General features: G+C 64.3%; 21 protein-coding genes. 5 read left to right on the top strand and 16 right to left on the bottom strand.

What is annotated here, in order from left to right; translation table 11 throughout:
• Positions 1–52 precede the first annotated feature (52 nt).
• The 5 genes from mbp1 to H7K34_RS13410 form a co-directional block, all read right to left on the bottom strand.
• Entirely contained in the window at positions 53–289 is a 237-nt protein-coding gene (mbp1, locus tag H7K34_RS13430) for a microaggregate-binding protein 1 (protein WP_264062499.1), read from the bottom strand.
• A 316-nt stretch (positions 290–605) separates the two neighbouring features.
• Positions 606–740: a hypothetical protein gene (locus H7K34_RS26930; RefSeq protein WP_372510769.1), complete on the bottom strand. Its 135-nt coding sequence runs from the start codon at positions 738–740 to the stop codon at positions 606–608.
• Between the two features lie 113 nt (positions 741–853).
• Complete coding sequence (locus tag H7K34_RS13420; protein WP_264062498.1) at positions 854–1,414, bottom strand: hemerythrin domain-containing protein; 561 nt, start codon at positions 1,412–1,414, stop codon at positions 854–856.
• 114 nt (positions 1,415–1,528) lie between these two features.
• A complete protein-coding gene (locus H7K34_RS13415) occupies positions 1,529–2,764 on the bottom strand; it encodes a CaiB/BaiF CoA transferase family protein (RefSeq protein WP_264062496.1) in 1,236 nt (411 codons plus the stop codon).
• Positions 2,765–2,766: 2 nt separating this feature from the next.
• Entirely contained in the window at positions 2,767–3,600 is an 834-nt protein-coding gene (locus tag H7K34_RS13410) for an enoyl-CoA hydratase/isomerase family protein (RefSeq protein WP_264062495.1), read from the bottom strand.
• A 103-nt stretch (positions 3,601–3,703) separates the two neighbouring features.
• Here H7K34_RS13410 and H7K34_RS13405 point away from each other — a divergent pair, with 103 nt between their 5' ends.
• The 4 genes from H7K34_RS13405 to H7K34_RS13390 all read left to right on the top strand — a co-directional run bounded on the left by H7K34_RS13405 (position 3,704) and on the right by H7K34_RS13390 (position 6,828).
• Positions 3,704–4,294 (top strand): TetR/AcrR family transcriptional regulator, encoded by a 591-nt coding sequence (locus H7K34_RS13405; protein ID WP_264062494.1) that lies wholly within the window; start codon positions 3,704–3,706, stop codon positions 4,292–4,294.
• Positions 4,291–4,746 (top strand): lipocalin-like domain-containing protein, encoded by a 456-nt coding sequence (locus tag H7K34_RS13400; RefSeq protein WP_264062493.1) that lies wholly within the window; start codon positions 4,291–4,293, stop codon positions 4,744–4,746. Before H7K34_RS13405 ends, H7K34_RS13400 begins: the two co-directional genes overlap by 4 nt.
• 68 nt (positions 4,747–4,814) lie before the next feature.
• Positions 4,815–5,819 carry a sensor domain-containing protein gene (locus H7K34_RS13395; RefSeq protein WP_264062492.1) on the top strand — a complete coding sequence of 335 codons (1,005 nt, stop codon included), beginning with the start codon at positions 4,815–4,817 and terminating at the stop codon, positions 5,817–5,819.
• A gap of 37 nt (positions 5,820–5,856) precedes the next feature.
• Positions 5,857–6,828, top strand: a complete 972-nt coding sequence (locus H7K34_RS13390; protein ID WP_264062491.1) for an aldo/keto reductase — start codon at positions 5,857–5,859, stop codon at positions 6,826–6,828.
• Between the two features lies 1 nt (position 6,829).
• Here the strand turns inward: H7K34_RS13390 and H7K34_RS13385 are convergent, their stop codons facing one another.
• The 4 genes from H7K34_RS13385 to H7K34_RS13370 form a co-directional block, all read right to left on the bottom strand.
• Positions 6,830–7,597, bottom strand: coding sequence for an SDR family oxidoreductase (locus tag H7K34_RS13385; RefSeq protein ID WP_108920892.1), 768 nt, complete (start codon positions 7,595–7,597; stop codon positions 6,830–6,832).
• A gap of 99 nt (positions 7,598–7,696) precedes the next feature.
• The gene (locus H7K34_RS13380; protein WP_264062490.1) at positions 7,697–9,490 is read right to left on the bottom strand and encodes a sensor domain-containing diguanylate cyclase; all 1,794 of its coding nucleotides are present in this window, start codon (positions 9,488–9,490) and stop codon (positions 7,697–7,699) included.
• Positions 9,491–9,655: 165 nt separating this feature from the next.
• Positions 9,656–11,815 carry a glycogen debranching protein GlgX gene (gene glgX / locus H7K34_RS13375; RefSeq protein ID WP_264062488.1) on the bottom strand — a complete coding sequence of 720 codons (2,160 nt, stop codon included), beginning with the start codon at positions 11,813–11,815 and terminating at the stop codon, positions 9,656–9,658.
• 180 nt (positions 11,816–11,995) lie between these two features.
• Positions 11,996–12,361, bottom strand: coding sequence for a MerR family transcriptional regulator (locus H7K34_RS13370; protein WP_264062487.1), 366 nt, complete (start codon positions 12,359–12,361; stop codon positions 11,996–11,998).
• Between the two features lie 443 nt (positions 12,362–12,804).
• On the opposite strand from H7K34_RS13370, the gene H7K34_RS13365 reads away from it, so the two are divergent.
• Positions 12,805–13,482: a PAS and ANTAR domain-containing protein gene (locus H7K34_RS13365; RefSeq protein ID WP_264062486.1), complete on the top strand. Its 678-nt coding sequence runs from the start codon at positions 12,805–12,807 to the stop codon at positions 13,480–13,482.
• A 2-nt stretch (positions 13,483–13,484) separates the two neighbouring features.
• On the opposite strand, the gene H7K34_RS13360 is transcribed toward H7K34_RS13365, so the two are convergent.
• The 7 genes from H7K34_RS13360 to H7K34_RS13330 all read right to left on the bottom strand — a co-directional run.
• A complete protein-coding gene (locus H7K34_RS13360; RefSeq protein ID WP_108920896.1) occupies positions 13,485–13,709 on the bottom strand; it encodes a deoxyribodipyrimidine photolyase in 225 nt (74 codons plus the stop codon).
• Between the two features lie 131 nt (positions 13,710–13,840).
• Entirely contained in the window at positions 13,841–14,269 is a 429-nt protein-coding gene (locus H7K34_RS13355; RefSeq protein WP_264062484.1) for a pyridoxamine 5'-phosphate oxidase family protein, read from the bottom strand.
• Positions 14,270–14,318: 49 nt separating this feature from the next.
• Positions 14,319–14,456 (bottom strand): MFS transporter small subunit, encoded by a 138-nt coding sequence (locus tag H7K34_RS13350; RefSeq protein ID WP_165839736.1) that lies wholly within the window; start codon positions 14,454–14,456, stop codon positions 14,319–14,321.
• Complete coding sequence (locus H7K34_RS13345) at positions 14,453–15,832, bottom strand: OFA family MFS transporter (RefSeq protein WP_264062483.1); 1,380 nt, start codon at positions 15,830–15,832, stop codon at positions 14,453–14,455. Before H7K34_RS13345 ends, H7K34_RS13350 begins: the two co-directional genes overlap by 4 nt.
• Positions 15,833–16,047: 215 nt before the next feature.
• Complete coding sequence (locus tag H7K34_RS13340; protein ID WP_264062482.1) at positions 16,048–16,704, bottom strand: class I SAM-dependent methyltransferase; 657 nt, start codon at positions 16,702–16,704, stop codon at positions 16,048–16,050.
• 80 nt (positions 16,705–16,784) lie between these two features.
• Positions 16,785–17,831 (bottom strand): alpha/beta fold hydrolase, encoded by a 1,047-nt coding sequence (locus tag H7K34_RS13335; protein WP_264062481.1) that lies wholly within the window; start codon positions 17,829–17,831, stop codon positions 16,785–16,787.
• Between the two features lie 54 nt (positions 17,832–17,885).
• The coding region (locus tag H7K34_RS13330; RefSeq protein ID WP_264062480.1) for a non-ribosomal peptide synthetase at positions 17,886–20,941 on the bottom strand (3,056 nt) is incomplete at its 5' end.

The raw sequence follows: 20,941 nt of genomic DNA, 5'->3' as shown, positions 1-20,941 counted from the left end.
GAAGCAGATCCGACCCGACATCCGGGACCGGACCTGCTTCTCGTGAATTTAACTACTGATTCGCCTTCTGGCGCTCTTCGGCAGCCTTGGCGCCGCCGCGCGCGGCTTCGGCCTTGGCTTCCTTCTTCGCCGCGTCGCGCTCGGCGTCGCCCTTGTCCTGCTGAGCCTTGCCTTCTTCGACGAGGTCGTCGCGATCGGCTATCGTGCCGCCCACCTCTTTGGCCTTGCCTTTGATGCCCTCAACGGCGCCCTTGATCGCTTCTTCTGGTCCGCTCTTCTGATCGCCCATAGATATACCTCTCTGTCGGTCTTGCTGAGCTTGCGCCCATTTGGGGTGCGAATCTGCGGGAAGCCATACCCGACGACCTCTATGCGGGCAGAACACCACGACCGCCGCCGTCATCGTGACGACCGTCTGGCCTTGAGAAGGATTGTTCTGCAGGTACTTTGAACAGCGTCAGCCGTCCTGACTGCGCGCCACGGCCCCTGTCTCTCCGTCGCCGTTACGGCTAGCGCGCGAGCCGGCGACGTTCGAGTCGGATTCGACGTCTTCTTCCGCCTTCTCTGCCTTTGCACGGTGTTTCCCGGTCATCGTGACGCCTCGCTCACTCGTAAGACGGATACGTGCCGACGCGCAGAACGCCGGCCAGGTGCACCGCGCTGTGCACCGCGCTGCGCGCCGCCGCGGAGAAAACCGCGTCGGGCACCTTGTCCAGATCTTGGTAGTCGGTGGTCTGCATCGCCTCGCCATTTCAGTAGGTGCTGCCTTGCGCCGCAAGCGAATACCCAATGTCGGTACGCGCCTGGAACACATCCGCGGCGGTCTCAATCGAGGACCGCACCCCGCAGTGGGCTACCCCTTGCCGATGATGGCGTCGCGAGCCCGGTCCAGCATCGCCGCGAACGGACCAGCGACCAGGTTGGCCAGTTGCGACTCGACACCGGCGTGCGGCCGGGTGGGCGCGATCGCTTCGGCGAGCTTGGCGGCACGGCCCATGCTTTCGAGCTCGTGATCGCTTAATTCCTTTCCCAGCCTGGCGAACTCGTCCTTCTCCTCCTGTTTGGCGTGGGCGAGAACGTCGTCGCGCAGCTCCGTCAGCAGCCGGGTGAAGTCGTCGCTGTCAACGTCGAGCTTCTCCAGCTTCTGCAGCACCACCTTGGCTTCGTGCTCTTCCTCCAATCGCTGTCCAACCACGGCCTCACCATTGGCGATCTTGCGCTTGGCCCGCGGGTGAACTATTTCCTCTTCGATGGTTTCGTGCACGGCGAGCAATCGCCGAAGGTCGATGAAGCCCTTCTCGCGCGCTTCACCCGACGCCGAAAGCGTTTTGGCGAACAGAGACTTGATCTGCTCGTGCTGACCGGAAAGAAAGTCGACCACATCGGTGGGCGACGTGATGGCGGACTGAGCCATGAAGTCCTCCCCAAGATAGAACCGTGAAGTAGCGCGCCGGACTGTTTGACGCGCATGCAAGCGGCTACCCGTCGCTGCAGTCACCAAACATTCACCAGTTCGGGGCGGGCGCGCTCATACCGGGTTGTCGTTGCTTTCGCGCGCAGGTTCAATCAGCGCACCGGTTTTCACCAGAGCTTGGATCTCGTCGGCGGTCAGGCCGATCTCTTTGAGGATCTCCTCGTTGTGCTCGCCCTGGCGGGCGGGCAGCTGGGCGGCCAGCGTGCCGCCGTGGCCGCTGAAGTGCCAGGGCGGCGCGGGGATAGTGATGGTGCCGCCGTGACGGTCGGACACCTCGCGGGTGACGCCCCAGCCCTTTGCCCACTCGGTTTCGCTGAACTCTACGATGTCGTGCAGTTGACCAGTGGCGATCTTGGCCTCGTCGAGCTGGGCGTCGAGCGAGTCCATGGAATCAAACGTGTAGATCCAGGTCTGCACGATCGCATGCAGCGTCTCGAAATTCTGGCGGCGCAGCTCCGCCGTGCGGAACCGCGGGTCGTCGGCGAGGTCGGCTCGCCGCATCGCGTGCAGATAGAACGGGAAGCTCATGCTCCCGACCAGGCTCATCGGCGTAACGAACTGGTGGCCTTCGGGACTGGTGAAGAACGCGCAGTCGGTGGCGCCCAGGATCGGCGTCTCCGCGCCCAGCTCGGCATCCGAAAGGTCATAGTGCACACGTTCGTTGAGCGAGGTCAGCACCGCCGCCATTGCCACGTCGATGTATTGCCCTTCGCCGGTGACGCGGCGACTCTGTAGAGCCGCCAGGACCGCGATGGTGCCGTGCAGCCCGGCGTAGATGTCGCCGTGCGACAGTGCGTCCGACCGGCGGTCTGCGCCGTCAACTCCGAACTGCTGCAATGTATTCTGCGTGAACCCAACTTCGGCCTGGACCGTGGGCGCATACGCCATGCGGCTTCGCCACGGCCCCGTCTGGCCGTAGCCACTGATGGAGGCGTAGACGACGGCGGGGTTGCGCGCTGCCACCGAGTCATAGTCCAACCCGAACGACGCCAGCGCGCCGGGGCGGAAGTTCTCGACGATGATGTCCGCGGTGTCGCACAGTCGCAGCACCGCTTCGCGGGCCTGCGGCACGTTGAGGTCGATGCTCAAGTTGCGTTTGCCCGCGTTCTGTTGCGCGTAGTAACCGCTGATCTCGTCCTGACGCGGAAACGCAAAGCGACTGATATCCCCTTGGGGCGGTTCGATTTTGATCACTTCGGCACCGAGGTCGAGCAGATGCTTGGTGCAGTGCGGGCCGGCTAGCACCCGGGTGAAATCGATGACCCGGACGCCCTCGAGTGGCAGCGTCATGATTATCGTCCCTCGAAACGCGCGGCACCGGGACCTGCCGAGGCAAGTGAGTCCAGCCCGGTCTTTAGGTCTTCGGACTTCCAGATGCCCTTCTGCAATTCCTGCATCGCATCGTCGGTGGCCGAGACCCCATGCGAGACCGCGTGGGAAACAATGGCTTTGGTAGACGCGTGCGCCACAGTCGGCCCGTTTGCGAGCTCATGGGCAAGCGCAGTCGTTACGGCGGCGAGTTGATCGTCTGCGACAACGCGGTTGATGATGTTCCATCGTTCCAGGGTTCGGGCGTCGTAGCGGCGGGCGAGCATTGCTATCTCCTTGGCGCGCGCGGCCCCGGCACGCTCGGTGACGCGTTGAATGCCCCCCATCAACGGGTTTAGCCCAATCGATGCCTCGATGTTGCCGATCTTGGCCGACTCGCCGGCGACGATCAGATCACAGGCCAGCGCCAATTCCAGACCGCCACCGAGGCATACACCCTGCACGGCAGCAACGATCGGAATCGGTAACGAGTCGAATTCGCGTAGCAGCTCAACGACTCCAATGGCCGGCGCCTCGCCGCGCTCGGCAGTATCGAACAGCGTGACGTCGGCACCGGCGCAGAAATTGCGCAGGCTGCTGCGCAGCAGTACCGCGCGGGCCCGCTGCTCGGCCGCCCAGCGAATGCCGTCGAGCAACGCGTCGAACAAGGCGGTCCCCAAGAAGTTGTGTGGAGCGTGCTGCATGGTCAGTACGGCAACGTGGCCGTCCAGCTCGCGGGCCACCGGCGATGAATCGCGGTCCGGGGAGTTAACTGGCGGTATCGCGCCGGCCGGCTGATCTAGAGTCTGCTCGCTCATGGAAATCCCCTAACTCTTTACTATGCTGTACGTCATACCAACGACAACAATCAACATCGGACTTATTCCGAATCACCGTTAAGAACTATGTATGATGGGCGACATGCCAAGGCGAACCGACAGCAAGGATCGAATGATCGCGGCAGCCCGCCGGCTGTTTCGCGAGCGTGGTTATTTCGGTACCGCGCTGTCCGACGTCGTCGCAGAGAGCTCGGCACCGCGAGGGTCGCTGTACTTCCACTTCCCCGGCGGCAAGGAAGAACTCGCGACCGAGGTAGCGCTGTTGCACTCCGCCGACGCCATCGCAAACATCAACCGGGCGGCGGGCACCACCAACACCGCCGCCGAACTGATCGCGGCTTTCATCGGCCGCCCCCGTGACGAGCTCATTGCCAGCGGCTACCGCGAAGGCTGCGCCGTCGCCCCGATCGTCATCGATTGGACGCCGGCCTCGGCGCGGCTCACCGAGACCACCCGGCGTGGCTTCGGAGACCTCATCGCCACGCTGGCCGCACGGCTGACCGAAAAAGGCATTCCCGAGAACCGGGCCAGGCAACTCGCCCTCAATGCCGTCACCGCCATGGAAGGCGCACTCATTCTCAGCCGGGCGCTGCGCAGCCCCGAACCTTTCGATGCGGCGATCGCCGAACTCACTGCCAGCGCGCAGGCTACCGAAGGAACGTACGTGCGATGATGCTAACAACGGCAAATGAATTGCGCGTCAACCTGATTGGCGCCTGGACGCTGCAGTCGTACCAGAGCAGCGCGCTGGACGGCTCCGATGTGACCTACCCGCTGGGCGTGGATGCCCGCGGCATCATCATGTACACCCCGGACGGCTACATGTCGGCCCAGCTGATGCGCGCCGACCGGACGCCGTTCGACCACGACGATCCGCATCATGCGCCCAACAACGAGCTCGTCACCGCGGCCGGCGGGTATATGAGCTATGGCGGCCCGTTCTCCGTCGTCGAAGACGGCCTGATCGCTCACCATGTCGAAGTCAGCTTGTTGCCCAACTGGATCGGCGGAATCCAGTACCGCAAGGCCCAGTTACGGGATTGCTGCTTGGAACTCGGACCGGTCGAACCGATCGTGCTCAACGGCGTGCCCCGTAATGCCAAGCTGGTCTGGCGCCGCACCTGAGGTCAGAACTACCGATGGCCTAGGTACCGGTACTACAGTCTGGGCAGGATCCCAGACGAAGGAGGCCGGTGACAAACCCTCAGGATCCGTTCGGACACAATCCCTTTAGCTACGATCCGCTCGGCCGTGTCCCCTATTCCGAGCCACCGACGGGACCGCCGTACAACATCCCGCCGCCGCAACCCCCGCCCGTCAATACCTTTGCGACGTTGTCCCTGGTGTTCGCGTTCGTGTTCGCCCCCGTCGGTGCAATTCTCGGGCATCTCGGCCTCGCGCAGATCTGCCGCACCGGTGAGCTCGGCCGTGATCGCGCGCTCGTCGGGCTATCACTGTCGTATGCGTTCATCCTGCTCACCGTCGTCGCGCTGACCGGATGGGCGACGCTCACCCTGGCCGTCTCGCGGCCGCACCAGACGGCGGCTCCCGCGACCACCGCGCCGGCCACCACCAGCGAGTCACCACCGCCGCCCAAGGTGGCCCCGGACGACGTCATCAAGCTGCTACCCAAGCTGGATGCCCTCAAAAGCATCACCAGCGATCAGAATCTGGAGGCTGGCGAAACCTGGGACCGTCCCGGCAAAAGCGACAAGGACGCGACCATCGACCGCCCCCAATGCTGGGGAAGCATGACCCCCGGGGCACCCGAGGCCTACACCCTCGACGCGATTCTGCGGTACCGCGCGGAGGAATTCTCTGACACGCAAACCTTGCTGAAGTCGATCCAGCTCATCCAAGCGGTCATCGCATTTCGGGACTCGCCGACCGCCCAATCGCAAGTGAGCACGCAGGTCGACGGGTGGCGCGAATGCGGCGGGGCGCCCGTGACGCTGAGCGCCCGGGGCGGGCCCACTTACACGTTGTCGCTCAGCCCTCCTGCCGATGCCGGCAACGGCATCACCACGATGGACCTGGCACCCAAGGGCCTGAAGGTGCGTTTTGTCCGGGCGGCCGCGGCCAAGGCCAACGTCGTGGTCGACCTGTACGTCGTCAGCCTCGGCACGACCGATGCCAGCGGCCCTCGGCAAACTGCAGTGAGCATCGCCAACTACATCCTCACCAAGATCCCTGACTGACCCCGGCGGCGCTCACCCAGCCCAGTACGGTGGGCACATGAAGTATCTCGAGGTCGACGGAGTGGGCCAGGTCAGCCGGATCGGGTTGGGCACCTGGCAGTTCGGCTCACGCGAATGGGGCTACGGCGACGAGTACGCCGCCGGCGCCGCCCGCGACATCGTGCAACGCGCTCGTGCGATGGGCGTGACACTGTTCGATACCGCCGAGGTGTACGGGCTGGGCAAAAGCGAGCGGATCCTCGGCGAGGCGCTCGGCGACGAGCGCGCCGCGGTTGCGGTGGCCAGCAAGATCATGCCGGTCGCACCCTTCCCCGCGGTGGTCAAACAGCGCGAGCGCGCCAGCGCACGAAGGCTGCAACTGGACCGCATTCCGCTCTACCAAATCCATCAGTCCAACCCGGTGGTGCCCGATTCGGTGATCATGCCGGGAATGCGTGATCTCCTCGATAGCGGCGACATCGGCGCGGCCGGCGTCTCGAACTATTCGCTGCAGCGTTGGCAGAAAGCCGATGCCGCGTTGGGGCGTCCCGTTATCAGCAATCAAGTCCATTTCTCGCTCGCCTTCCCTAAGGCGCCCAAAAATCTGGTGCCGTTCGCCGAACGGGAGAATCGCGTCGTGATCGCCTACAGCCCGCTGGAGCAAGGGCTGCTGGGCGGCAAGTACGGAGTCGACAATCGGCCGGGCGGCGTCCGCGCGATCAACTCGCTGTTCGGTACAGAAAACCTGCGCCGCCTCGAGCCGCTGCTGCAGCTGTTGCGCGACGTCGCGAAGGAGGTCGACGCCAAGCCGGCCCAGGTGGCGCTGGCCTGGTTGATCAGCTATCCGGGCGTGGTCGCCATTCCCGGCGCATCCAGCGTCGAACAACTCGAGTTCAACGTGGCCGCTGGCGATATCGAGCTGCCCACCGCATCCCGCGACGCGCTCACCGAGGCGGCTCTGGCGTTCCGGCCGGTGTCCCCGGTTCGCTTCCTCACCGATCTGGCGCGAGAAAAGCTGACCCGCCGCTGATCTAAGACTGATTGGCCTCGACAAAGGCGGCAGGGCTGGCGGGCGCGCCGCGGGCAACCACCAGCGGCATCGACGTCGAGGCGTTGGTGCGCAGAATCGTGTGCACCACGTCGATCAAGTCCTCGATGGGCATCAACTTGCCGGGCATGCAGCCGCGCGACGACCACAGTGGAACCGCTTTCATCGCGAGATCCATATCCCAGCCTTCGTTCATTCCGGTTGCCCCGTCGCCCTCGCCGCCAGCGCACTCCCCGACGATCAGGTTGGTGAAGCCGATGTCGGAGTGTTCGGCCCGCCACGCTTCGACGAGCCGTTCCAGGGCCGCCTTGCTGACGCCATACGCGCCCAGACCCGGCCACGGTGGCCCGAAGGTGCCGGCATCGGACGACAGATACACCGCCTTGCCGGCCGACGCGGTCAAGTGCGGTATCGCGGCGGCCGTCACCAGCGACGCGCCGATGACATTGGTGTCGAAGATGCGCCGCCAAGTGTCGGCATCGGTATCGACCATGCGGACCAGCGGCCCGACGGCCGGCGTGTAGACGATGTTGTCGATGCCGCCAAGCGCGTCCGCGGCACGTTCGATGGCGGCGCGACAGGATGCCTGGTCGGTGACGTCGCATTCGATAGCGACCGCGTTCGGCCCCGCGTCCTTCGCCGCGGCATCGATGCGCTCCCGGCGCCGGGCGAGAAGCGCAACATTCTCTCCGCGCTGGCCGAGCCCCACACCGATGCAGCGCCCCAGCCCGCTCGATGCGCCGACAACCACTGTCCTTGACATATTTGCCCTCTCCTGTAACGAGCCCGCTGCAGGCACAGCGTATCTAGCAGGGACTGGATATGTAACTGCGGGCGGAACTCGAGCGCGTCAGGCGCGACGTGACCGACGCAGCGATCGCTCCGCCGAAAATCGGGTGACGGTGTGGCTGTCGCCCAATTTCTCCTGGTACATCGCGGCGTCCGCACGGGCCGTGACAGACGAAAGGGGCTCGCCGGCAAGTGCAATCGTGGCACCGATGCTCAGGGTCGCGCGGATCGCATTACCGGCGACGTCGATTGGTTCGGCGGCATGACGGCGCATCTTCTCGGCGATCTCGCCGACCTCGTCGATGCCATGGACGCCGGGCAGCAGGACAAGCATCTCGTCGCCGCCCGTGCGCCCAACCGTGTCCCCCCGTCGTACGCTGTCGCGGATCCTCGCCGCCATGGTTGCCAGCACGACATCGCCGACGCCGTGCCCCCAGGTGTCGTTGATGTCCTTGAAGTGGTCGACGTCGCAGAACAGGATGCCGACATATGTTCCGACGGGTCGCTGTTGCTGTAGCTCGGACTCCAGCCGCCCCATGGTCTCGGCCCGGTTCGCCAACCCGGTGAGCGTGTCGAAGCGGGCTAACCGTTCGAGCCGTTGCTCCGTCTCGACCTGATCGTCGGCGAGGCGCAGCGCGGCGATCAGCCCATCGACCTTGCCCTCGGCGTCAACATAACGCTTCGCGTGGCCGTCGACCCAGCGGTACCCGGAATCGACGGAGCGGACCCGGAATCGCTGGATAACCGAGTCTCCGTCGGTAATCCCCTGCAGCGCGGTGACGATCGCATCGAAATCGTCGGGATGAATACGGCTACTGAAGCCCGAGCCAAGCCACCGCTGCGGCGGGCCGCCCAGCGCGCCCACAACAGACGGCGAGACCCACGCGGTTTCACGGCCGCGCAAGTGAACAATGACGTCTACGGCGTTGTCGGCAAGGATGCGGTAGCGCATCTCGGCGTCGGCGCGCAGATTGCTGACCGCCTCCTTCTCCATCAGCAGCCGCTGCTCGCGCTGACTCAGGTAGAGCGTGACCACCCCGATGATGGCCGTCCCGACCACGATCGACAGGCTCCACTCCGTGTGATTGCCGCGAAGGCCCAGCGTCAAAAAGATCGCCCTCGACAGCGCCACAACGATCGGAAAAGCCGCCAGGATGCCCGCCAACCGGACCAGCGAGCGCCGGTCGGGTCGCGCGAGTAGCCAAGCGAGCGGAAACCGATCAGGGCGTGCCAGCGACATTGCGGCCGCAACCAACAGCAGCGCCAAGGCCGTCGAGATTGCCTGGCCGGTCAGGGCTGAGAGGCCCGCCAGCGCCAGAGCGTCGAACAAATAGGCCCCGAAAACCACCAGCGGGATCGCCCCGCCGACGGTCAGGCATACCGCCCAAAGGACGCGTCTCCCACGCTCCAGCCTCATCAGCGCAACAGCACCGGCCAGCAGCAGCACCGACGTTGCCGTCTGCAGGCTCGGGCGCCCCGGCCACGAACCTTGTCGCATCCGGACCGCATCCCCAAACCACAGCTGGTCAAGACCGAACGACGAGCCAGTGACGTACTCCACGACGAATATCACTGCGACGGCGGCAACGGCTAGCGCCAAGCAGCGACCGGCCCACCCGCGCCCGCGCGACGGAAGCCCCGATTGAACCAAGGTCGCCGCACCCAGCGCTGCCACGAGCAAGGCTCCCCACGGAGTCATCACCGGCCAGGTGGGAAGAACCCGTGTCAACGGCTCGATACCCGCCGTCCAGCCCACCCAGGTCAACCCCGCAACACAGAGCACGACCACCGCGGCCGCCGACCCGTACCGCGACAGCGCTGCTCGCCGACGTGCAGCAGGTCCGGGCCCGTTCATCAGCGGCACCTTCCTCCCAGGGTGGCGTCTGACAGGGTTGTCCCACGGTGACGCCGAGGCGTTCGGCGGCCGTGGGTGCCCTGTTCAGGAAACTTAGCCCATGTCGCGGCCTCGGCGGGAAAACTCGCCGCAGGCGAGTCGCCACTGCTGGCCGCTGCCAGCGGGCTAGCCAGTCTGGTTATCGGGTAGAACTTGCAGCACCACGGCGGTGTGTGGCTCCACGATGAACTTACCTCCCCCGGGCACTTCGTCCGCGGGCGTCGTCTCTTCGGGACCTGTGTACACCACGAGCTTCCACGCGGCGCCGAAATTCTTTGGCGGAAGGGTAAATTCGAGCGACTCGTAATGGGCGTTGAAACACAGCAGGAAAGAGTCGTCGAGGACCCGCTGGCCCCGTGGGTCGCGATCGGGAATGCCACGTCCATTGAGGAATACCGCGACCGATTTCGCAAAGCTCGCACCCCAGTCCTCGTCGGTCATCTCGTCCCCGTCGGGGCCGAACCAGGCGATGTCGGGCAGGCCGTCGTGGCCGCGCCGGCCCACCGGCTTGCCGGAAAAGAATCGCCGCCTGCGGAACACGGGATGGTTCGCGCGCAGCGCCGACACGGTACGGGTGAACTCCAGCAGCCCGGTGTCGGCGGTGGCCCAATCGATCCAGGTGAGCTCGCTGTCCTGGCAGTAGCAGTTGTTGTTGCCGCTCTGGGTGCGACCGAGCTCGTCGCCGTGGCAGAGCATCGGGACACCCTGTGACAGCAGCAGCGTGGTGATGAAGTTGCGTTGCTGGCGGGCCCGCAGTTCGTTGATTCCAGTGTCGTCGGTCGGCCCTTCGGCGCCGCAGTTCCACGATCGGTTGTGACTTTCGCCGTCGTTGTTGTCCTCGCCGTTGGCCTCGTTGTGTTTTTCGTTGTAGGACACCAGATCACGCAGCGTGAACCCGTCGTGGGCGATGACGAAGTTGATCGAGGCCACCGGCCGGCGCCCGGTGTGCTCGTAAAGGTCGGCCGAACCAGACAGCCGGTAGGCGAACTCGTCGAGGGTCGAGGGTTCGCCACGCCAGAAGTCGCGCACGGCATCGCGGTACTTGCCGTTCCATTCCGTCCATTGCGGCGGGAAATTGCCCACCTGGTAGCCGCCCGGCCCGACGTCCCACGGTTCAGCGATCAGCTTCACCTGGCTGACGGTCGGATCCTGTTGCACGAGTTCGAAAAACGTCGACAGTTTGTCCACGTCGTAGAACTCGCGGGCCAGTGTGGAAGCCAGGTCGAACCGAAAGCCGTCGACGTGCATTTCGGTCACCCAGTAACGCAGCGAGTCCATGATCAGCTGCAGCGAATGCGGATGGCCGACATTGAGGCTGTTTCCCGTGCCCGTGTAGTCCATGTAGTACTGCCTGTCGTCGTCGACCAGCCGGTAGTACGCCGCGTTGTCGATACCGCGCATCGACAACGTGGGACCCAGTTGGTTGCCCTCCGCGGTGTGGTTGTAGACGACATCGAGGATCACCTCGATATTCGCCTCGTGCAGGGCACGCACCATCGCCTTGAACTCCTGCACCTGCACCCCCGGGGAAGTGCCGGTCGAGTACTTGAAGTCGGGCGCAAGAAATCCAATTGTGTTGTAGCCCCAGTAATTCGACAGCCCCCGCTCAACCAGGGTGGAGTCATTGGCGAAGTGGTGCACCGGCATCAGCTCGATCGCGGTGACGCCCAGACTCTTGAGGTGGTCGATGATGACCGGATGCGCCACGGCGCTGTAAGTGCCGCGTATCTGCTCGGGGATGTCTGGATGGGTCTGCGTCAGACCCTTGACGTGCGCCTCGTAGATGACCGTGTCGGCGTACTCGTGACTCGGCGGCCGGTCGTTACCCCAGTCGAAGTACGGGTTGATCACCACGGACCTGGGCATGTTCGCCGCGGAGTCGTCGTCATTGCGGCTATCGGGGTCACCGAAGTTGTAGCTGAACAGCGATTGGCCCCAGTCGAATGTGCCATCGATGGCTTTCGAATACGGGTCCAGCAGCAGCTTGTTCGGGTTGCACCGCAACCCCTCGGCGGGCTGGTACGGGCCATAGACCCGATAGCCGTAACGCTGGCCGGGTTCGATGGCCGGTATGTAACCGTGCCAGACGAAATAGTCGACCTCTGGCAGGGTGATGCGCGTCTCGGCACCGTCGGCGTCGAACAGGCACAGCTCCACCCGCTCGGCCACCTCGCTGAACAACGCGAAGTTGGTGCCGGCGCCGTCGTAGGTGGCGCCCAGCGGGTATGCCTTGCCCGGCCACAGTTCACCGGTAGGCGTCGGCGCAAACCCGTCTGCTCTGGTCATGGCGCACTTGATACCCGACAGCTGCAGCGATCAAACAATGGACAACCCCCGCGATGACGAAACATCCAGGGAGGCAAACGACTCCGGCGAGGACGACGAGCTAGACCGCGTCGACCGGTCCAATCACGGGCGCGAAACGCGGCCAATGCCGCGCTGCTTGAGCTTTCCGACGATAGCACCCTAGATGGCATCCCCGCGTCTGGGTCTGGTGGACTTGGCGGCGCTGCGCAATGTGCGATTACTGGAGCGCAGATCGCTGTTCGTCGCGGAAAGATCCGCATTGTCATCTTCGAGGTTCAGGATGCGTGCGATGCCGGCCAGGTTGATCCCGGCGTCAACCAACTCGCTGATGCGCCGCAGCCGGGCCAAGTCATCAGAGCTGTACCTCCGGGTTCCGCCTTCGCTTCGAGAAGGCGTGAGAAGGCCAGCGCGCTCGTAGAGGCGCAGCGATTGCACCGCGACGCCGGAAAGCTCAGCAGCGACGGAGATTCCGTACACGCCGTGATCAGACGCAGGCACATCGGCCCGGTCCGAGAAATCGGCCATCAGCACCTCCTTGCTTGCACACGCAGAAAACCTGTTTATCACACTTGCACTAAAGTGTCGACGATGCTATATAAAACCTATTCCTGATGGCATAGATAAATCAGGTCTCACGGCAACAGATTGGAGCGAGAGATGACCGCAAGGCTGATGTGTACCGACCAATGCTGGGCGAAGGCCGTGGCCGCGGTGGACGGCCGCGCTGATCGTCGGCGAACTCCGGCAGCCTCCGTCGCCGCAACCGCCTGCCGCCGATAGCGCAACTGCGCTGGCTGTTATGACATGATTCGAAACGCCCTCGGCGTTGAACAGTCAGCGCCCTAAATACCGACGCCGTGGCTTCGCGGGTTTTTGCAACTTTCCTTATCCCGAACGTCATTCCGTGGTGCGAGCGTGGCGGCGGTCGGTCGTATCCGGTGAACTGAACCCGAGGAGACGAATCCGCGATGAATGGGAACCTCAACGGCGATTCGGCCGATGTCGAACAAGCCCTGGCCGGCGGCGCGCCCCAGTGGGCAGGCTGGTTCCGGTTCTATTTCTCCGACCAGCGCTGGGAGTGGTCCGAACAGGTTCAGCGGTTGCACGGCTATGAGCCCGGCAGCGTTGCCCCGACCACCGAATTGGTGCTGTCACATAAACATCCAGATGATCGTGGACAGGTCGCGGCCACCATCGACGAGATCCTCAACACCCACCAGGCGTTCAGCACCCGCCATCGGATCATCGACACCGGTGGACAGGTGCGCCAAGTGGTAGTAGTCGGCAACCAGCTGCACGACGACCAGGGTGAGGTGATCGGAACACACGGGTTCTACGTCGACGTCTCTTCACCACCCGATCAGGAACGGGAAGATCTCGTCACCGCAAAACTGGCCGAGATCACCGAACAGCGCGCCAGTATCGAGCAAGCCAAGGGGATGTTGATGCTTATCTACGGCATTGGCGAAGGCCCGGCCTTCGATTTGCTCAAATGGCTGTCCCAGGAAGCCAACATCAAGCTTCGGCTATTGGCAGAACAGATCTGCGAAGATTTTCGCGCGTTGGGACCGCGCGTTAGCTCACAATCGGACTTCGATCACCTGCTGCTCACCGCGCACGAGCGTGTCGACCCGGCGATTGCCTAACGTTACTTCTTGCTCGGAATAACGATGACGACGATCAGCGTAAGAATCGAAAAGAACAGCCCGAGAATCCCCCATCCCAGCGGGTTACGGCCCTTCGTCGCGGCAATCAGGCCGCACACGATTGCGGCGATGACGCTGCCAATGGCCACGAAGATCCCCTTGATCCCGCGCAGAATGAGCCCTGCCGCAAGCGGATCCGAACTAGCCAGAATTACCGAGTGCAACATGTCAGGTCCTTTTCTCGTCAGAAGTGGCTAACGAATACCCTCACGACTGCACCCCAAACCGCAATTCCCGTTGCCGGTCGAATAACGACTTTTGTCGCTGCGATCCGTTTTACCGAGGCCCGGAAGAAGGCTCAGAGTTCATCCGAGAAATCGGCGGTGATCCAGCGGTCCGGGCGCACGGTGAACAACACGCTGTCCTGGTTCTCGATGCTGCGGACAAACGCGCGCCCGTCTTCGTCGCCGAGGTAACGGATAGCGATGGCCTCGCGAACGTCCAGCGGGGTCGGATTGGTGGTCTCGACCACGGTGCCCTCGACGACCACATATTGGTACGGCGGATCCTCGCGCTGGACCACCAGCGTGACGACGCCGGCCCGCTCGATGAGCTTGGCCTTGCGAGACTTCGCGCCGGTGTTGACCCGGATGTTCCCGCCCGGGGCGTAGTCGTACCAAATCGGGACGCTGGCCGGCGGACGCCCGTCGTCGGCGGCCACGGACAACACTCCGACGTGCTTGGCTTCGAGGAAATCCTGACGTTCGCTCTCGGTGAAAGAACCCATGGTCGGGTGAATGTACCACCCGCACCGGGCTATTCCCGAGAGCCCTGGATCAGTTCAAGAACAACGCGGGGATCTTTACCAGCAACTCGTAGAGGCCATAGGTGAATGGCACCCCCACCCAAACCCAGGTGCCAGCGCCCAGCAGCTTGTCGCGTGGCGATCTCGTCTCGATCGATCGGTCGGTCATCGTCCACCCTCACCGGAGATCACGCTGGCCGGCTTTCGCGTATCCATGCCCGCCACAACGAAGCTGGGCGGCCGTGGCGTACGAATCAGCTCGTTGCACACCACGCCGATCAGCAACAGGATCACCATGATCATGAATGACCATCGGTACCGCTCGGGTCCCGCTACATGGGCAGCAATGCGGTTGTCGGCAATCGCGTTGACAATCACCGGTCCGAGCACACCCGCTGTCGACCACGCTGTCAGCAGCCTGCCGTGGATCGCCCCGACTTCGAGATAGCCGAACAGGTCACGCAGGTAGGCAGGCGCCGTCGAGAAGCCCGCGCCATAGAACGACAGCAGCAAGATGCACACCACAAGGAATAGCGGCTTGCTCGCATTTTGCGCGACGATCAAAACGACGTAGAGCACCGCGCCCAGACCGAGGTACAGCCGGTACATATTTTTGCGGCCGGCCCCATCCGACGCCGAAGACCACAGTATGCGTCCCAACGAATTTGCCAGCGAGAGTATCGCTACGAATCCCGCCGCGGCCGCGGTCAACGCCGCGGGGGAAGCGGCGCGTGGAAAGTAATCCCGGTAAATGGGCGCAGCCCGCTCCAGGATGCCTATTCCCGCAGTGACGTTGAAGCACAACACTATCCACAGCAGCCAGAACTGGGGCATCCTGATCGCCTCGTTCGCGGTGCGATCGGGGCCCGCGGCATGCGGCAACTTCGACGAGGCGACTCTGACGATGGGTGGGTCCCATTCGTGCGGCGGCACCCGAATCAGCAACACTCCCACCGACATGAAGACGGCGTAGACCAGCCCCATGACCAAGAACGTCGCAGCAAGCCCGTGCCGGTCGGCGCCGAACCATTTCATCAACTGCGACGACCACGGAGAGGCGATCAGCGCACCGCCGCCAAACCCCATGATGGCGAAGCCGGTCGCCATGCCCGGCCGGTCGGGAAACCATTTCATCAACGTGGAAACCGGTGAGATGTAACCGATTCCAAGACCGACACCGCCGATGACGCCGTAACCGACGATGATCAGCCACATCTGCCCCATCTCGGCCGCTGCCGCCGCGACAAGCAAGCCACCGCAGAAGCAGGACAGCGCCACGAACATCGCCCAGCGAGGGCCCCGTCTGTCCACCGCCGTGCCGAAGACGGCGGCCGACGCACCCAGCATGACAATACCCAGCGTGAACGGCATAGCACTTAAAAGACCTGATGCCCCGAGTGATTCATGTAGGGGCAGTTTGAAAACACTCCACGAGTAAACGCTGCCGATCGCTAGGTGTATCGACAGCGCAGCGGGGGGAACGAGCCATCTACTCCACCCGGGCCCGGCGACGATTCGATCGCGCGACAGAGCTGCAGCAGACATCATTGTCCTCTTTCCACACGGCGAGCGCCCTGTTGCTTCAGGGCGCTCGGGAGTTTCACGTCAGCGACCAATTGGCAAGCACGACAGAAACATTCGGCGGCTACTTCACTATGATTTATTGCCGATGATTTTCGGCAAGTTCACCCGATGCTAGCGACCCGGGTCACACGATGAAGTCGAGGAACTGTGATGAAAACGGTTGTAGTCAAGGGGGACTACCGAGTCGCGCGTCCCAGTATCAGTGGGTGGACAATACGTGGCATCCCGCGCCAAACGACATGATCGGCCGTAACAGCAAATCCGCAGGCGCGCATCAACTCCCCGGTCGGCCGGTTACAGCAGCATCCGCCGGCGAAGGCACGCCACGGCCGAAACAGGTAGTCCTGCCAGGCTGCGAGCAACCGCGAACTCGCGCGCACATGTTCTACGAACAACAACTGCCCACCGTGGCGCAGCACGCGTGCGATCTCGAACAGCGCGCGTTCGGGATCCTCGACGGTGCAAAGGACGAGCGTCGAGACGACGGTGTCCACGGACTCGTCGCGCAGCGGTAGACGCTCCGCGGGCGCGTCGATGATCTGCGCGGGACGGGGATGCCGCTGCAGCCGAAGCGCGAGCTTTCGGCGCATCGCGGGCTCGGGCTCCAACAGCAGCAGATCGTCGACGCCGTCGGGATAGTGCTCGATGTTCAGTCCGGTCCCCGCGCCGATCTCGACGACACGCCCGCGGGCACCGCTCACCAGCGTCCGCCTCCGGCTACGCATGCCCGCGAGCTCACCGAGCCACACAAACGGGTCATACACCAGGGCCATAATCCGCAGCCACGACGCGGAGCGCGGGCGCACTTCCAGTTCGATACCAGTGTCGGTCATGGCGCAAACGTAGAAGAGGGCACCGGGTGCGCGCATCGCCCAGGGCGGCCATCTTCGGCCGATGGCCCGTTTGGGCTAGGTCACAGCAGTCCGAGGCGCGCGGCCTCGGCAACGGCAGCGGTCCGCGAGGTGCGTCCCAGCTTGCGGCGGATGTTCGCCACATGGCGGTGCACGGTATGCGGGCTCAGCACCAGATGCTCGGCGATCTCGCGATCGTGCAGACCGCGCGCAAGGCAGGCGAGAATCTCGCGTTCACGAGCGGAGAGCGCGACCGGCTCTGGCTCGCGTGCGTGCTGCTGCGGCGACGGCGTCGACGGCCCCAGCAACTCGCGGCATGCGCGCGCGACGGAATCCGCGTCACCATGCCAGGGAAAGTGCGCACTGCCGGGCAGCGAGATCAGCGCGGCGCCGGGGATCGCCGCCGCAACCTCACGCCCGAGCCGGTAAGGCACGGCACGGTCGTCGCGACGATGCACGACCAGTGTCGGCGAGTAGACGTTGGGAAGGTACCCACGGACATCGAGGCGATAGACCAGACCCAACAATGCGGCGGCGGCCTCGGCGGTCGCCACCCCTCGCTGCAACCGTGCGAAGCGTTCGTGCTCCGCGGATTCGGCGGCACCGAGGAACATGTTGCTGAGCAAACGCGAGCCAAGTCCCCAATGCGCGCGAACCGCCGCGATGATCGCGTCGCCCACTCCCGGTGCGGTGATCACCGAGCCATCGGCGTAGGACCCGTACAGCACCAGCCGCTCGACTCTTTCGGGATACGTTGCGGCAAAGGCGATTGCGGTGCAGCTCCCGCAGGATCCGCCCAACATAGACACACGCTCGAGACCGAGCTCGTCGAGCAGCGCCCGCAGCATCGCCACTTCCGCGTCCAGGGTCAGGTCCGAATCTCGCAGCGCGCGGTCCGACATGCCGACGCCGAGCCGGTCGAAGCGGATCAGCGTGTATCCGTCGGCGAGGCTTTCCCAGAATTGCCGGAAGCCGGAGCTCTGCCAGTCGAGTTCGAGATGGCTCACCCACCACGCCGGAGCGACCAGAGCTGGACCATCGCCGCGTACTTCGTACGCCACGCGGCGGTCGCCGACGCGCAGGAACCGAATCTCGGACTTTGCCAGCATCGCAATGAGCGTACGACGACGTTCTGGCCAGCGAAAGGATTGCTATACCAACGGCTAAAGCAGCCCGAGCAATTGTAGGTCGGTGACGTATTTGACGATGACCGGCGGCGAGACGTGCGGGATGTCATTGTCGGGCCCGATTTTGGCCTCCTGCACCGCGGCGCGGAATCTATCCGTCGACGCTGAGGCGCCGCGCATCGGCAGTGCGGGCCGCACATACTGGGGGCCGGCCGACTGCAGTATCTGCAGCACGCTGTGCTGCCGCTGTCGATGGGGCAGACCCCGCAGGCCGCACTCAAACCGTTGCAACCATTCGTCGAAATCGTCGATACGCTCGATGGAATGGCCGGCATCGATCAGCCAGTCGACGTACTCGTCGAGCCCGACACCGTCGTCGTGCGGGTTCATCACGTGATAGGTCTCAAACCCGTCGACCACCTCGGCTCCGAGCGTGGCGATCGCCTCGGCAACGAATTCGACCGGCAGCCCGTCGTAGTGCGACCGTTGCCGGTTGCCGTTCGCGTCGCGCTGATAGAACGAAACGGGCGCGATGCCCGTGGCCACCAGGCTCAACACCATCCGCGTCACCAGGTCCGAGACGTTGAGCTGACCCAGGTAACTGGTGTCGGCCAGGATCATGCCGCTGCGGAACACCAGAACCGGCAGCCCGAACAGTTCATGGGCTTCCCGTAGCAACACCTCACCGGCCCACTTGCTGTTGGCGTAGCCGCTCACAGAGCTGCCGTCGTTGACGCGCGTCGGGCTGATGATCCGGATGTCGGCGTCCTCGGTGAACGCCGAGCGCTCAATCGGGTCACCGACGTTGGCAGTCGACACATATGTGTAGGGCTTGAGTTTCGTAGTCAACGCCAGCCGGATCAGTTCGGCGGTGCCGCCGACGTTGGGGCCGAACAGTTCGCTGTAGGGCAACACACCGTTGACCAATGCGGCCGAATCAACAACCAAGTCAACGGTTTCGGCCAGTCGCTGCCATGTCTGGCCGTCGAGGCCGAGGTCCGCTTGCGCCTTGTCTCCGGCGATGACCTGAAGACGATCCGCCGCAAGCTCCTCAAAGTGCGCCAGCAGTTGCGGATCCCCGGTGTCGAAGACCTTCTCCAGACGACGCAGAGCATCCGCGTCGGAGGAGCCACGCACCAGACAGATCAGTTTGCCGTCGACCAATTCCAGTTGCTCAAGCCATTTCAGCACCAGGTAACGCCCGAGGAACCCGGTCGCGCCGGTCAACAGAACCGTACGTAGCTCCGCGCTCGGGCCCGGCAGCGTGACGGCCGCCGATAGCGTTGCGGCGTCCATGAACTTGTCCAGGGTGAGATCGGCGGCATGGATTTCGCCGGGCTGCGCGCCGTGCGCGGCCACAAAACGCGGATCGACAACGTGGCGGTCAACCTGATGGCTCAATGCGCTCACCGACGGTGCGTCGAACAGAACGCGGACAGTGAGGTGGGTGTCGAGAGTTGTGTTGATCGCGGCGATCAAACGCATTGCCGAGATGCTGTTTCCGCCGAGGTCGAAGAACGAATCGTCAACCCCGACCCGCTCGAGGCCGAGGATCTCGGCGTAGACACCGGCCAGGGCTTCCTCGACTGCGTTGCTCGGAGCACGGTACTCACTGCTGTGGTACTGCGGTGCCGGCAAGGCGCGGGTGTCAAGCTTGCCGTTGACCGTCAACGGCAATGCGTCGAGGACCGCGATGGCGGCGGGGACCATGTAGGGTGCCAGCCGCTGGGCCAGCGCGGCTCGGGCACCGGCGGTGTCGACCGCCCCGGTTGACACTTCGGTGACATAACCCACCAAACGCTTGTCGCCGGGACGGTCCTCACGAACCACCACAACCGCTGCCTCGACCCCATCCAAACCGCTTAGCGCCGCCTGGATTTCGCCGAGCTCGATACGATAACCGCGAATCTTGACCTGCTCATCGGCCCGACCCAAATACTGCAGCTGCCCATCAGCACGCCATGACACCAAATCGCCGGTGCGATACATGCGTTGCCCTGGCGCGAACGGGCAGGCCACAAACCGCGATGCCGTCAGTCCCGCGCGGCGCAGATATCCGGCCGCCAAGCCACGGCCGGCCACGTACAACTCGCCCACCGCACCCGGTGGCACCGGACGCAACCAGGGGTCGAGCACAAACAGCGCCGCGCCGGGCACCGGTCCACCGATCGGAGGTGCCCCTGATCCGGCAGTCAGCGGTGGACTCACCGTCACGCATAGCGTGGTCTCGGTGGGGCCGTAGGCGTTGGTCATCACTCGCCCCGGCGCCCATCGATCCACCAGCTCCGCTGAGCAGGCCTCGGCGGCCACCACCAGTGCCGCGGACTCCAAGCCNACGCATAGCGTGGTCTCGGTGGGGCCGTAGGCGTTGGTCATCACTCGCCCCGGCGCCCATCGATCCACCAGCTCCGCTGAGCAGGCCTCGGCGGCCACCACCAGTGCCGCGGACTCCAAGCCTTCGGGCGACAGCGCCGACACCGCCGACGGGGTCTGGTGCAACACGGTGACGTGTTCGTCAATCAGCAAGTTCTGCAAGTCATCTGGCACCGCGGCCACCGACTCGGGCACGATCAGGAGCCGAGACCCGTGCAGCAACGCCCCCCAGATCTCTTCGACCGAGGCGTCAAACGCATAGGAGTACCACTGCGACCACACCTCCCCCGGCCCCGAGGGCAGACCCACATGCAGCGACTCCAACAGCTGAGTCACGTTGTGGTGAGTCGTCGCCACCCCCTTGGGCACACCGGTAGTTCCCGACGTGTAAACGACGTGGGCGAGGTCCCCGGGCGCGGGCGCCGCCAACGCGATGCTCGGCTGGGCCTGTACCGCCGGCTCATTGACGCCGAAGACCGGCACCCCGTGACTATCGAACCGCCCGGCTAGCTCAGCGGTGGTCAGCGCCGCGATCGGCGCGGCATCGGCGAGCATGAACTCGACGCGAGAATCGGGCACCGCCGAATCGATCGGCAGGTAGGCCGCCCCCGACTTGAGCACCGCCAAAATCGCCACGATCGCCTCGGCCGAGCGCGAAAACATCACCGCCACACACCGACCCGGACTCGCACCCAGCCCAACCAGCAAGTGCGCCAAAC

This window comes from Mycobacterium montefiorense (assembly GCF_025823255.1).
In the GTDB taxonomy this organism is placed as follows: domain Bacteria; phylum Actinomycetota; class Actinomycetes; order Mycobacteriales; family Mycobacteriaceae; genus Mycobacterium; species Mycobacterium montefiorense.
This window is presented reverse-complemented; position numbering and strand designations above follow the sequence as displayed.

Coding starts and splice junctions, on each gene's coding strand:
- H7K34_RS13365 (WP_264062486.1), top strand. CDS start 12,805: ATGAATGGGAACCTCAACGGCGATTCGGCCGATGTCGAACAAGCCCTG.
- H7K34_RS13390 (WP_264062491.1), top strand. CDS start 5,857: ATGAAGTATCTCGAGGTCGACGGAGTGGGCCAGGTCAGCCGGATCGGG.
- H7K34_RS26930 (WP_372510769.1), bottom strand. CDS start 740: ATGCAGACCACCGACTACCAAGATCTGGACAAGGTGCCCGACGCGGTT.
- H7K34_RS13360 (WP_108920896.1), bottom strand. CDS start 13,709: ATGTTGCACTCGGTAATTCTGGCTAGTTCGGATCCGCTTGCGGCAGGG.
- H7K34_RS13355 (WP_264062484.1), bottom strand. CDS start 14,269: ATGGGTTCTTTCACCGAGAGCGAACGTCAGGATTTCCTCGAAGCCAAG.
- H7K34_RS13400 (WP_264062493.1), top strand. CDS start 4,291: ATGATGCTAACAACGGCAAATGAATTGCGCGTCAACCTGATTGGCGCC.
- glgX (WP_264062488.1), bottom strand. CDS start 11,815: ATGACCAGAGCAGACGGGTTTGCGCCGACGCCTACCGGTGAACTGTGG.
- H7K34_RS13410 (WP_264062495.1), bottom strand. CDS start 3,600: ATGAGCGAGCAGACTCTAGATCAGCCGGCCGGCGCGATACCGCCAGTT.
- H7K34_RS13380 (WP_264062490.1), bottom strand. CDS start 9,490: ATGAACGGGCCCGGACCTGCTGCACGTCGGCGAGCAGCGCTGTCGCGG.
- H7K34_RS13370 (WP_264062487.1), bottom strand. CDS start 12,361: ATGGCCGATTTCTCGGACCGGGCCGATGTGCCTGCGTCTGATCACGGC.
- H7K34_RS13345 (WP_264062483.1), bottom strand. CDS start 15,832: ATGTCTGCTGCAGCTCTGTCGCGCGATCGAATCGTCGCCGGGCCCGGG.
- mbp1 (WP_264062499.1), bottom strand. CDS start 289: ATGGGCGATCAGAAGAGCGGACCAGAAGAAGCGATCAAGGGCGCCGTT.
- H7K34_RS13350 (WP_165839736.1), bottom strand. CDS start 14,456: ATGACCGACCGATCGATCGAGACGAGATCGCCACGCGACAAGCTGCTG.
- H7K34_RS13415 (WP_264062496.1), bottom strand. CDS start 2,764: ATGACGCTGCCACTCGAGGGCGTCCGGGTCATCGATTTCACCCGGGTG.
- H7K34_RS13420 (WP_264062498.1), bottom strand. CDS start 1,414: ATGGCTCAGTCCGCCATCACGTCGCCCACCGATGTGGTCGACTTTCTT.
- H7K34_RS13340 (WP_264062482.1), bottom strand. CDS start 16,704: ATGACCGACACTGGTATCGAACTGGAAGTGCGCCCGCGCTCCGCGTCG.
- H7K34_RS13405 (WP_264062494.1), top strand. CDS start 3,704: ATGCCAAGGCGAACCGACAGCAAGGATCGAATGATCGCGGCAGCCCGC.
- H7K34_RS13335 (WP_264062481.1), bottom strand. CDS start 17,831: ATGCTGGCAAAGTCCGAGATTCGGTTCCTGCGCGTCGGCGACCGCCGC.